At 46.2% G+C, this 12,451-nt stretch carries 11 protein-coding genes; 4 read left to right on the plus strand and 7 right to left on the minus strand.

Annotated elements, in window-relative coordinates; genetic code table 11:
- Positions 1–6 precede the first annotated feature (6 nt).
- Entirely contained in the window at positions 7–339 is a 333-nt protein-coding gene (locus ICE93_RS06560; RefSeq protein ID WP_216186686.1) for a c-type cytochrome, read from the minus strand.
- A 181-nt stretch (positions 340–520) separates the two neighbouring features.
- Here ICE93_RS06560 and ICE93_RS06565 point away from each other — a divergent pair, with 181 nt between their 5' ends.
- Genes ICE93_RS06565 through ICE93_RS06575 form a run of 3 tightly spaced genes read left to right on the plus strand, consistent with a single transcriptional unit; the run spans position 521 to position 4,103 of the window.
- Positions 521–2,242 (plus strand): glycosyltransferase family 39 protein, encoded by a 1,722-nt coding sequence (locus ICE93_RS06565; RefSeq protein ID WP_216186688.1) that lies wholly within the window; start codon positions 521–523, stop codon positions 2,240–2,242.
- Positions 2,239–3,483 carry an exo-alpha-sialidase gene (locus tag ICE93_RS06570; RefSeq protein WP_216186691.1) on the plus strand — a complete coding sequence of 415 codons (1,245 nt, stop codon included), beginning with the start codon at positions 2,239–2,241 and terminating at the stop codon, positions 3,481–3,483. The genes ICE93_RS06565 and ICE93_RS06570 overlap by 4 nt, the downstream gene beginning before the upstream one ends.
- Positions 3,483–4,103: a hypothetical protein gene (locus ICE93_RS06575; protein WP_216186693.1), complete on the plus strand. Its 621-nt coding sequence runs from the start codon at positions 3,483–3,485 to the stop codon at positions 4,101–4,103. Before ICE93_RS06570 ends, ICE93_RS06575 begins: the two co-directional genes overlap by 1 nt.
- 93 nt (positions 4,104–4,196) lie before the next feature.
- On the opposite strand, the gene ICE93_RS06580 is transcribed toward ICE93_RS06575, so the two are convergent.
- From ICE93_RS06580 to fabI, 6 genes are read right to left on the minus strand one after another with little or no spacing between them, the layout of a single operon-like run.
- Complete coding sequence (locus ICE93_RS06580) at positions 4,197–5,198, minus strand: tripartite tricarboxylate transporter substrate-binding protein (RefSeq protein WP_216186694.1); 1,002 nt, start codon at positions 5,196–5,198, stop codon at positions 4,197–4,199.
- A 57-nt stretch (positions 5,199–5,255) separates the two neighbouring features.
- Positions 5,256–6,101, minus strand: a complete 846-nt coding sequence (locus tag ICE93_RS06585) for a CoA ester lyase (RefSeq protein ID WP_216186696.1) — start codon at positions 6,099–6,101, stop codon at positions 5,256–5,258.
- 14 nt (positions 6,102–6,115) lie between these two features.
- Positions 6,116–7,492, minus strand: a complete 1,377-nt coding sequence (locus ICE93_RS06590; RefSeq protein ID WP_216186698.1) for an MmgE/PrpD family protein — start codon at positions 7,490–7,492, stop codon at positions 6,116–6,118.
- Between the two features lie 17 nt (positions 7,493–7,509).
- Complete coding sequence (locus tag ICE93_RS06595) at positions 7,510–8,394, minus strand: MaoC family dehydratase N-terminal domain-containing protein (protein WP_216186700.1); 885 nt, start codon at positions 8,392–8,394, stop codon at positions 7,510–7,512.
- A gap of 22 nt (positions 8,395–8,416) precedes the next feature.
- Positions 8,417–9,745 carry a chromate efflux transporter gene (gene chrA, locus ICE93_RS06600; protein WP_216186702.1) on the minus strand — a complete coding sequence of 443 codons (1,329 nt, stop codon included), beginning with the start codon at positions 9,743–9,745 and terminating at the stop codon, positions 8,417–8,419.
- Positions 9,742–10,527: an enoyl-ACP reductase FabI gene (gene fabI / locus ICE93_RS06605; protein ID WP_216186704.1), complete on the minus strand. Its 786-nt coding sequence runs from the start codon at positions 10,525–10,527 to the stop codon at positions 9,742–9,744. The genes chrA and fabI overlap by 4 nt, the downstream gene beginning before the upstream one ends.
- 50 nt (positions 10,528–10,577) lie before the next feature.
- Between fabI and ICE93_RS06610 the strand changes: the two genes are divergently transcribed.
- Entirely contained in the window at positions 10,578–12,446 is a 1,869-nt protein-coding gene (locus ICE93_RS06610; RefSeq protein ID WP_216186706.1) for an extracellular solute-binding protein, read from the plus strand.
- Positions 12,447–12,451 lie beyond the last annotated feature (5 nt).

Below are 12,451 nucleotides of genomic sequence, written 5' to 3' on the forward strand. Positions count from 1 at the left end.
TCCTTATTATTTCTTGCCAAGTTGATTGGCGATGGTTTCAAGTTGCTCGTCAGAGTAGCCTTTGGCTAGCTGCGGCATAATGGTGCCTTCACGTGCGCCAGATTTAAATGCCTTTAGTTGGGCTAGCATTTGTTCGCTAGTGAGGGTATTAATTAAAGGCATGCCGCCGTCCACCACCCCTTTGCCATCAGTTCCGTGACAATTAGCACAGGTGGCTGCGAGGCCACGTTTATATAGATTGCTGGCATCAGCATTTTGCGCGAGGGCAGTGCTGCTCCAGTGGCTTATGCCAATATAAATAGATACTAGGATTGCGGGTTTTAAATACCTTGCTCGCATGTGTTAGTTCTCCGTTCGGATTATTTCTTGGTAATAAATTGCAAATTCGTTTGTTGATATCTTAATCAAGAAACTCTTGAGTATTGATATGTACATCAGAATCATTTTTCATAAGCTCATTCAAAAAAACATGCATTAGCAGTTTTATGGAGCTTTTTTACAAGCCCTATAAACTATGCCAATGCGTGCCCCATTTTCTTACCGTTCTGCCGTTTTAATCCTACTTTTAGGTGTATTTACCTATCTTTACGGTTTAGATAGTCGTTTTGCGCCCAAAAACGGTGACGAGTATCCTTATATGCATATTGTGCGCATGACGGCAGATGCGGGGCAGTGGTTGCCTTTACAGTCTGAAATGGATGGCATCAAAAATACCAAGCCCCCGCTCATCTTTTGGCAGGGTATAGCTAGTACCAACTGGGCGTCTGATTGGACTTTGGTTAATTTGCGCTGGCCTAGCGTTTTATATACCGGCTTAACTGCTTTTTTCTTATTTTTGGCGGTACGTCGGTTTAGTGGAAAAACGCAGACTGGATTATTGGCTTCGTTAGTCTGGCTATCCTTTTTTGCGACGTATCGGTATGGCCGCCCATTCTTAGCTGACCCTCCTGAGGTCTTCTGGATATCACTGCCATTTTTTGCAATCTTATATTGGGGTAAGAGCGCATTCGAATCTAAATTCTTTTTCCCACTCGTTGCGGGAATATGTTTTGGTTTTGCGCTATTTGCAAAATCCTTTGCTTATATCGTGCCCGCTTCTTTTGCCTTGGGTCTTTACTACTGGCGCTGGCGGCAGTGGAGTATTCCGCAAGTATTAATACGGGATCTTTATAAGTTATTCCTCATTGCTGTCCTTGCCTTGGGCGTATTTGCCTTATGGTTTGCCATGGACCCATATCCTGAGGCGGTTTGGAAGGAATTTGTCCTGGGTGAGAATGCTGGCAAGTTTGCTGCTCGCCAATCGAGCTACCTGATGGATTTGCTGCGCGGCGGCGATAGTATTTGGTTGCTGTTACTGACCACAATTGCAAATGCGGGCTTATTTAGTTTTGTGCTGATATCCACTTTGATGCAATGCTGGCGTACACGTCGTTTTCTGACTCTAGAAGAAGTGTTGTTATTGCTATTGATTGCAGCATTCTTCATTGTGTTTAGTTTGCCTAGTCAGCGCTCGGGGCGCTACTTACTCCCAGTGATGCCGGCATTCGCTGCACTGATTGCTTTGTATTGGGATAAGTTGCCTTTGTGGGGGTTCCGACTTGCCTTGCTATTGCAGTTGCTGGTGATATCACTATTAATATGGATTGGCGGCAATCTGCAGTTTTCTCAATTCATGGGCGATGCTAGTACCTGGACTTATTCCTATTGCCACTGGATATTGATGGCGGTGAGTTTCTTAGCAGTATTGATTGGTTTGTTTAGGCGTAGCCAAACTAAGATGCTCGCACTAGCGGCTTGCTTTTTGGTTTATTGCGCCTTGACGAGTAGTCTTGCGCCCTTGGAGGGTCGTTTAGGGCGCTACTCTACTGAGACTATTGCCCAGACACAAGGTAAGGACGTTTGGATTCCTTGTGACTATCGCGCGAAAGATGAGGAGTATCGTTTGCTATTGCCGGGCGCAAAGTTGCACGGCTATTTAGCCAAGGACGCCGCCAATATCAATGGATTAACTGCTAGCTATCCTCTGGTAGCGGTACACTCGCCCCTTGGTGTTGCGCCAGCCTTATGTGACTCTTGTCAGATTGTTGGGCAAAGAATGGAGATGCGGGCGCGCCACTCTAACGAAGAGATTGCGGAGATGTTGGCAGGACAAATTGCCAAACATTTATTTGTAAATGAGTATTTAATTGCTACTCCAGCTGCGATGCCGGATTTATCAAACCTGAAGGATGTTTGTAGATGAGCCGCATTGCTGCACTCTGTTTTTTATTACTTGCTGCTGTCCTGGGCTTTCTTCATATCGATAGTCGTCCTGTTTGGGTACCATTTGTAGTATCAGCTTTTCCTCAAGCAGAGGAAGCGACAGATGAGTATGTAACTACTACAACCAAGACCAAGACTTCATCTAAGATTGCTTTCCCAACATCACAAGCGAATTGGTTGCCCGACACCGGAGCGCCATCGGTTCACGCCGCTTCATTAATCGCTTTAAAAAATGGCGCAGTTCGGGCATTCTGGTTTGCAGGCAGTCGTGAGGGTGCTGCGGATGTCTCAATCTATAGCTCGGTATACGACTCTCATTCTGCCAAATGGAGTGCGCCTACTGTTGTTATGGATCGTATTAGCGCCGAGAAGGGTTTATCGCGTTACATTGCCAAATTAGGCAACCCCGTGCCCAGTAGGTTGCCAGATGGAAGATTGCAATTATTTTTTGTGACTGTTTCTATTGGCGGTTGGGCAGGAAGCTCAATTTCTGCAATTATTTCAGATGATGAGGGGTTGACGTGGAGTAATCCGCAACGCCTGATTAGCTCGCCGTTATTGAACTTAAGTACTCTCGTGAAATCCCCTGGCGTCTTGTACGCCGATGGCTTGTTGGGCTTGCCTGCCTATCATGAGTGGATAGGGCGCTTTGGCGAGTTTTTGAGGGTGGATGCCGGACGCGTGATCGATAAGCGTCGCATGAGCTCTGGCCGCAGTGCAATTCAGCCGCTGGTGTTTGTGAACGACGCTCAAGATGCTAGCGCTTATTTTCGACAAACACGCAGTGCAGGGTTACCAAAGCAAATCCCGGTTAGCGTCACACAAAATGCAGGGCAAAGCTGGCAACAGTCTGGGGACTTAGCGATTCCCAATCCCAATTCCGCAGTGGCGGGTGTAACACTGAAGAACGGAGCTCACGTCTTGGTTTTAAATAATATTGAGTACGGTCGCTATCGATTGGTTTTAATGATGAGCAACCCTAAGTCAGGGCAGTGGCAAGTCGTTGAGGTATTGGAGGATGATGAATCTTTGCATGATGCGCAACGTAAAGAGTTTTCATATCCCTACTTAATTACTGTTGATGGTGATGATGCCCATTTGGTCTATACCTGGGACCGTAAAAAAATTCATCATCGTTATTTTTCGGGTGCTTGGCTAAAACATGCTTTAAGTAAGATGCAGACACAAGAAGTTGAAGTACAGCATTCGGAGGCCCAATAATGAATTCATTAATGCAAATCTTGCCTTTGATAGAGCTATCTATCACGACGTCGGTTATTTGTATTTGGGCTCTGCAAAAATTCTCCCCAAATCCTTTCTCATTCACGGTAAAGATTTTCTTGGTTCTCTTAATTGGAAATGTATTGTTCTGGCCGTTAGGCTTAGGCATGGAATTGCCATTAGTAGCTTATATACGCGGTGTAACTGGTGACCTCAGTATTGTCTTAACTCTCTTGCTCTGGAGCTCATTGTTACCTTCAAGTAAGCCGATACCTATGACTTTTAGGTCTGCCGTTGCCATTGTGGCGTTCTGTTTTTATCCATTTGCTCTAGGATTGGGAATGATGGACCCCTACGCATGGGGGTATGGATCCTTTCCATTTTTAATAGCAGTTATAGTATTCGCAGTTATTTGCGCATTAGCCAATTGGACGAAAGGCATTTGGATTATTGCCATTGCCATTCTTGCGTGGGCGGCTCAGTGGCATGAATCTAGTAATCTTTGGGATTACTTGCTCGATCCTTTTTTGGCGATTTGGGCTTTGGTTAGCTTTTTTGGAATGCTTTATAGAAGGCGTCGTGATAAGGCCCGCTCTGGATACTTATTTAGACCGGGCTAAGATTGGTTGGTGACTTACTAGCCCAACCGGGTATTTAGTAGGAAATAAAAAAGCCAGCGCAATGCTGGCTTTTTTATTTCATGCGATTAATGCTTAGTCTGGAATATTCGCTTTACGAATAATAGGACCCCATTTATTGATTTCTGCATCAAGATGTGTCTTGAGACCGTTAGGGGTCATCTTCTCTGGAGAGACAATATCGATATTGGCATCTGCCAGACGCTTTTGCACATCAGGAGTATTGAGCGCTTTTTTCAAGGCAGCATTCAACTTATCCAAGATCGGCTTAGGAACACCTTTTGGTGTGTACATACCATGCCAAACTTTAACTTCAAAGCCTTTGAGGCCTTGTTCATCCAAAGTCGGAACATTAGGAATGGCAGGCAAACGCTTTAAGGTAGTTGTACCGTAGGCTTTGACACGACCATCTTTAATGTAAGGAATGGTTTGAGTTGTTTGGTCGCAAAGAAGGTCTACTTGACCGCCCAGTAAGTCGGTAAGCGCAGGGCCAGTTCCTTTGTAAGGAATGTTGGTTAACTTCACACCCATGCGGCTTTGAAACAACAATCCGCATAACTGTGAAACAGCGCCTGGACCCGCATTGGCCATCGTAACTTTAGAACCGTTGGCTCTGATGTAAGCCTCAAGCTCTTTAAAGTTGTTTGCTGGTAAATCTTTTTTACCTAAAAGAACCATAGGCACGTCAGCAACTTGACCAATGTATTCGAAGTTGGTCATTGGATCGTATGGGAGCTTGTCATACAGGGCATTGGCTGTTGCCATACCCATATGATGCAAGTAGATGGTGTATCCGTCTGGAGCTGCACGCGCTACTTTGGTGGAAGCGATTGTGCCACCAGCGCCTGGTACGTTCTCAACAACAACTGTTTGGCCAAGCGCTTGACCCATGGGCACTGCAATCAGACGTGCTACAGAGTCAGTTGGACCACCGGCTGCAAAAGGAACAATCAGGCTGATTGATTTAGTGGGCCAGTCTTTTTGCGCCAGAGCGCTAGTGCTTAGAAATGCGCCAGCGGTTAATGCTGCTGCAATTCCTGAAAATAAAAATTTCTTCACTTTCAATTTGATCTCCATGTTGTTGTTATATTTATCAATTTTGCCAGTTTTAAAACTTTTTTGTAGCTAATAACCCTAGTGTTTACCAGTAATTGCCAGGGTTCTTTGGGCTAATAACACTACAGGCCTATCAATCATGCGGCCATCAAGCTTCACGGCACCGCCCTTAGATGCTTTATCTGCATCTATCACCCGCTGAGCCCATGCCAGCTCTTCTTCAGTGGGTGTAAATGCTGCAATGACGATGCCGACCTGCTTAGGATGAATGCACAGCTTGCCACCAAAACCCATACGTTTTGCGCGTTCTGCATCCTCAGCGATGCGCTCAACATCATCAGTGGAGGGTGTGACCCCATCAATAGGAGGAGCAATCTGCGCTAGGCGAGAAGCTAAAACAATTTGATAGCGAGCTGTTTGTAACTCAGTTTCTTGACGGTCGCAAACCATGCCAAGGTCAGCCTGTAAATCTAGGTTGCCTAAAGCAAGGCGAATGACCTGATTGGAGTTGGCAATTTCTTTCAACTTATCTAGGCCGACTGCAGTCTCAATCATCGGAATGATTGCCGTATTAGGCAGTATTAAAGCAGCGCCATTAATTTGATCAAGAGATTCACTCTTTGGAATGAGTAGGCAAGCCACTTGCAGCTCTTGCGCAAGAATGAGATCGGCTGCATAAAACTTACTACCTGGTGAGTTCGTGCGAATCACCAAGCGTTTCTTTTGCTCATCACTAAAGTTTGGCCAAGCGGCGCGGATTGCATCGCGTGCACTGGCTTTATCTTCCTCGGCAACAGCATCCTCAAGATCTAATACGACACCGCTAGCTCCGCTATCAAGGGCTTTTACAAAACGCTCAGGACGAGTGCCGGGTACAAATAAAAAGTTAGTACTAAATCCTAACGGCGTATCAAGTGGGTTCATGAGTAGAGGTATGTTTAATTCGAAGGAAGTAGAAAGCCTATCTTGGCTTGTTTGCGGATATTCCACAAGAGATCAATTGCTTTATTCATCTCGGCTGGGTTGGCGCCACCGCTGAAGGCGGCTAGACGCATCGCTTTGTCGGTAATTTCTGCGCGAGATAGGGTGTTGCCAGGATCGCCCTTAGGCTCATCAACGCGACCATCCAAAACTTGCCCATTCTTTAAGTGCACTTTAACTTTGCCGATCCAGCGTTGTGGATAAGCGCCATCTACTTCAGGGTCCAGAGTCATCGTAACGCGCTCACGGAACGCGCAGATCTCATTATCATGAAAGTGCGTGTCAAATTCCTGCAAACCAGCAAATTGATAATGGGTAACTAAAGCCAATACTGTACCCATAGAAAACTTAGATTGATGCACGGTAGCTGGATCTGTTACCGGCCCCAAAACATCAATAGCGCCTTGATGCACCAAAGTCTCTACCTTAACGATGTCGTTAGGGGATAGCTTATTGGCCAACATCACTTGCAATAAGGCATCTGCAGCAGGGTGAGTATGGCGGCATGAAGCGTAATACTTAAAGCTAGTTTCTGCTAAAGCCCAGCGGCTACCTAAGCGATCCACTAGCTTACTTGGATCGCTATCGCTTGACATGCCAGCGGCAAGACCTTGCTTACCCTCCAGAATATGCTGCGCACCTGTAAATCCAGCTTGTGCGATATATGCAGACATTAAGCCCGTAGATGCGGCATGCGCTGTATGAAGTTGCTTGGAGTCGGCGGCATCGCGTAAAAACTCCCAAAGACCAGCTGATTGTGTGCCCGCAGAACCAAAGGCGTTGAGCATTTTCTCGGGAGAGAGTTTCAGAAGTCTTCCAACTGCTGCAGCCGCCGCAAGAGTGCCAGCGGTGCCGGTAGTGTGAAACACTTTGTAATGAGAGCGACCCAGAAATTCGCCAACGCGGATGCCTACTTCATAGCCTGCAACTGCAGCAACCAATATTTCTTCACCAGAAGCACCAAGGGCTTGTGCGCAAGCAAGTGCCGGCGGAAATACTACTGTCGCTGGATGAAAGACTGAGCCATTGTGTACATCATCTTGTTCTGCAACATGGGATGCTGCTGCATTTGCCATTGCCGCTAAAAAAGGGCTGGAGGTTTTGCGAGAAACCAGAATCTCAGATGGCCCAGCGTGTGCCGTATTAAAACCGCTCATGTTCTGCGCAAATTGGGTGATGAGCTCGACTGGTCGTGAGCCTTTCCCGGCAATGGCAGAACCAAACCAATCCACCATTAAATCTTCAGCACGGTTCATCACATCGTCAGGAATGTCTGTAGCCTTGAGGTTGGCCGCAAAGCTGGCGAGTTCACGGGAGAGGTGTTGGATGGTCATAAATAAATAGTGTTTGATTAAGCTAGTACGGCGGTGGCTTGCATCGTTAGCCAACCTTCGTGATCTTGCGCCCAAATCGAAATCGTTTTTCCGCTCGGATCTTTTTCCAAATCAGGTTTGGCGTTCACTTTAAAAGTGTTGATATCAAAAGTAGGGCGAATGGCGCGGAACTCAAAACTCTTGAGCTTGCAACCAGGAATACTTTGACGCACAAGATCAACTAATAAAGTCGCAATCAAAGGTCCATGCACAATCAAGCCAGGATAGCCTTCTACCTCGGTAACGTATTTACGATCGTAGTGAATGCGATGGCCGTTAAATGTTAGTGCTGAGTAGCGAAACAGCAATACATCATCAGGCGTAATGGTTTTGCTCCATTTGGCATCTGTTGGCGCAGGGGTGGGTGCTATAGGCTTGTCGTCTGGTCCGGGAGCATCGCGATAAACGATGTCATGTTCTTCAATGATTGCTAAACCATTTTGATTGGAGATCTTATGGTTAACCAAAACGAAAATCAAATCACCGGTGCGACCTGCTTTGTGAGTTACTGACTCAATTGTAGAAACTCGCTCAATTTCATCGCCAACTGCCAGCGGCTTTAGCCATTCAATACGACTGCCTGCCCACATGCGACGTGGTAGTGGAACTGGAGGTAAAAAGCCACCGCGTTTAGGATGACCATCAGGGCCTATTTCAGATTCGCGGGCGTGAGGTAGGAAATACAGCCAGTGCCATAACTCCGGTAAAAAAGTACCTTTACTTGGGGCGGGATCTTCACGATCCAAGGTGGCCGAGAGGGCGCGCACTGGCGCTGATGTAACTGTGTCTTGAAATGACTCTGTTTTACCGAGCCATTCTTGAAGATGGGTGATGGTTTGAGGTTCGATTCGCATAAGTTGCATTATGCCAATCTTGGAGAAAAACTCACCCCATCAAGATGGAGATGTAGTGAAATAGTAATCCAGCTAAGGCAGACCCACCCAATACCGTGAGAACACCCTTTTGAAATTTAAATAAGGCTAATCCAGCCAAGACGCAGATTAAGATCGAGATCCAGGAAATCGAGCCACTAAAGCCCCTAGGTAAAAAGACGTGATATGCAAAAAAGAGGCCTAGATTGGCGATGACGCCAACAACAGCTGCAGTGATAGCGGTCAGAGGAGCGGTAAAGCCAAGTTTGCCGTGAGTTGATTCAATGAGTGGTCCACCAACCAGGATAAAAAAGAAGGAAGGTAGGAAGGTAAACCAAGTGGCAATACAAGCGCCCAGTACACCAAACCAAAAAGGATTGCTAGCGCCTATTAAGTGTTGAATGTGCCCAGCAAGGTAGCCAACAAACGCAACCACCATGATGAGTGGACCTGGCGTGGTTTCACCAAGTGCTAAGCCATCAATCATTTGGTTGGCGCTAAGCCAATGGAAGTGATCAACAGCTCCTTGATATACGTAAGGAAGGACTGCATATGCTCCACCAAAAGTCAGAAAGGCGGCTTTAGTAAAGAACCAGGCAATCTGTGGATATAAGGTCTTCCAGCCGAAGAGTAAGACTAAAGTACCTATAGGTAGCAGCCAAAAGCTGAGAGCAATCAAAGAGTGGCGAATCGTTTTATGATAATCAAATTGCGCATGCTCTGGAGCAGGAGTGTGATCATCAATAAGCGCACTGCCATGGCTGCCGGATACTTTACTGCCATGGGTATTTTTTTGTTGAAAATATTCTGGATATTTTTTGCCACCCCAATAGCCAATAGCAGCAGCAATCGCTACGATGATTGGAAAAGCAAGATTCAGAATAAAGATTGATAAAAAAGAACCTAGAGCAATCCACTGCAGAGCCTGGTTGTGAATAGTGCGTTTACCAATACGTACTGCAGCGTGCAAGACGATTGCAGTAACAGCAGGCTTGATGCCAAAGAAGATTGCTGCAATCCAAGGAACTTGCCCAAAGGTGAGGTAAACCCAGGATAGGCCAATCAATATGAATAAAGAAGGCAGCACAAAGAGTGTTCCCGCAAGAATGCCGCCCCAGCTACGGTGCATTAGCCAGCCTATGTAAGTCACTAGTTGTTGAGCCTCGGGCCCAGGAAGGAGCATGCAATAGTTCAGCGCATGTAAAAAGCGCCGCTCAGAAATCCAGCGACGCTTTTCAACTAACTCTTGGTGAAGGACGGCGATTTGTCCTGCTGGCCCACCAAAACTAATGAAGCCAAGTTTGGTCCAAAACTTCAAGGCCTCACGTAGTGGAACACTCAAACTTCGTCCATTCCGCCAACTACTTGGCTAAAGCCGTTATCAACATAAATGATTTCAGCAGTAATGCCGTTTGCTAAATCAGACAATAAGAATGCTGCAGTGTTGCCTACATCGTCAATGGTGACATTGCGACGAAGTGGTGCAGTTTGTTCAACTGCTTCCAAAATCTTGCCAAAGCCTTTGATGCCTGACGCTGCCAAGGTTTTAATTGGGCCAGCAGAAATACCGTTAGCACGAATACCTTTAGGACCAACTGAGCCGGCAAGGTAGCGCACGGAAGCTTCTAGAGAGGCTTTAGCTAAACCCATGGTGTTGTAGTTAGGAACATTCTTCATCGAGCCCAAATAAGTCAGGGTAAGTAAAGAAGACTTATCGCGCAACATGGGTAAAGCTTCTTTCGCCATTGCAGGGAAGCTATACGCTGAAATGTCATGGGCAATCTTGAAGCCTTCACGAGAGAGGCCTTCTAAAAAATCACCAGCAATGGCTTCTCGAGGTGCAAAGCCAATAGCATGAACAAAACCGTCAAACTGAGGCCAGGATTTAGCTAAATCCTTAAAAAGGGCGCTAATTTGCTCATCGCTGCCCACATCACAGTCAAAAATCAGGTCAGTATTGAATTCATTTGCAAAATCAACAATGCGGTCCTTAAAGCGTTCGCCCACGTAGGTAAAGGCTAGCTCAGCGCCTTCGCGATGGCAGGCCTTGGCAATGCCATAGGCAATTGAGCGGTTAGAGAGGAGGCCGGTAATGAGGATTTTTTTGCCGGAGAGAAAGCCCATGTTGTGTCCTTTGCTTCAAATATGATTAGCTATCTACAATTGTTGCATATATGCCCACCTTAAAACTCATTCGCCAAATTGCCCGTTTTCTGCTCCTAGCGCTGCTAGTAGGGCTAGGAGTCAATGCGGCTATTGCTGGACAGGGTATTGCGCAATACGGTAAACCCAAGTATCCCGATGGATTTGCCCATTTTGATTATGTGAACCCAAACGCCCCTCGGGGCGGAACCTTGGTATTGCCCAATCCAGGGCAAAGAACCAGCTTCGATAAATTCAACCCATTTACTTTACGCGGCATTACTGCACCAGGCATTGATTTGATGTTTGAATCTTTGGCTGAGGGGAGTGCTGACGAGGTATCTAGTATTTATGGATTATTGGCTGACGATATTCAGGTAGCCAAAGATCACAGGTCAGTAACGTTTCATATTCGTTCGGAAGCGAAGTTTTCTGATGGCAGTCCTGTATTGGCGGCTGACGTTAAATACAGCTTTGATACTTTAATGAGTGGTAAAGCTCATCCACGCTATAAGACAACTTTTGCTGATATTAAAGAAGCGGTAGTTTTATCTGATCGCTCCATCCGCTTTGATTTTAAAAATGACAATGCAGAGTTACCAATCTTGGCGGGTACCTTTCCAGTGTTCTCGCGTAACTGGGGTAAGCAACCCGATGGATCGATGATCCCATTTGAAAAGCTTGCCTTTGAGGCACCGCTTGCAAGTGGCCCTTATTTGATAGAGTCTTTTAAAGCTGGCAAGTCGATTGTCTATAAAAAGAATCCCAACTATTGGGCTGACCAACTCAGTAAGCCACTCAACGTGCGCGTTGGTTTTTATAACTTTGATCGAGTGCTATACAAGCTCTACAGTGATGATGCTGTCAGGCTGGAAGCCTTTAAGGCGGGGGAGTTTGATGCTCTTGTTGAGTATCGCGCCAAGATTTGGGCCAAAGGCTATGTTGGCTCAAAGTTTGATAAAGGTATTTTGCTGAAAAAAGCATTCCTTAATCACAACGGTGCTGGGATGCAAGGTTTTGCAATGAATGTGCGCCGCCCAATTTTTAAGGATGTGCGTGTACGTCAAGCATTAGGTTATGCGTTAGATTTTGAATGGCTCAATCGGCAGATATTTTTTGATCAGTATAGTCGCATCAATAGCTACTTTACGAATAGCGACTTAAGTGCCAACTTTGATGGTCCTCGCAAACCAACTGAAGGTGAGTTGAAATTACTTAAACCTCTGAAAGCAAAATATCCGCAGTGGGTTCCAGATGCTGTTTTTGAGCCAATGCCTGCGGCGCCATCAACCAAGCCGCCAGGAAGTTTGCGTCAGAACTTAAAAAAAGCGCGCGAGCTTCTCATGCATGCGGGATGGCAGTATCGCGATGGCGCATTGCGCAACGAAAAGGGTGAGCCATTTCGTTTTGAGATTGTGGAAGACGGTGGCTTCTTCTTGCGGGTGATTTCTGCGTACGTTCGCAACCTAGAGAAGTTAGGAGTGCAGGTCGATATTCGTACAAGCGACTTTGCTCTGCATCAAAAGCGTATGAACGAATATGACTTTGATATGACCACCGTACGATTCCAGGATTCTCAAAACCCAGGCAATGAGCTCTGGGACCGCTTTGGTAGTCAAGCTGCCAAAGAAAAGGGTTCCGATAACGTGATTGGAGTGCAATCACCTGTAGTAGACGCCTTGATTGATGAGATTACCAAGGCGCAAAATCGTGAACAGTTAAGAACTGCTACTAGAGCACTTGATCGTGTCTTGTGGAATAGTTATTACGTAGTTCCTCAGTGGTACAACCCAACCCATCGTGTTGCCTTCCGTCATGAGATGCGCTATCCAGAACCGCCTTTGTACTATTCAGCTGAGCTGTGGATTATGCAAAACTGGTGGAAAGAGGAGTCTAAATAATGCAA

Origin of the sequence: Polynucleobacter sp. MWH-HuK1 (assembly GCF_018881815.1) — a bacterium.
Taxonomy (GTDB): Bacteria; Pseudomonadota; Gammaproteobacteria; order Burkholderiales; family Burkholderiaceae; genus Polynucleobacter.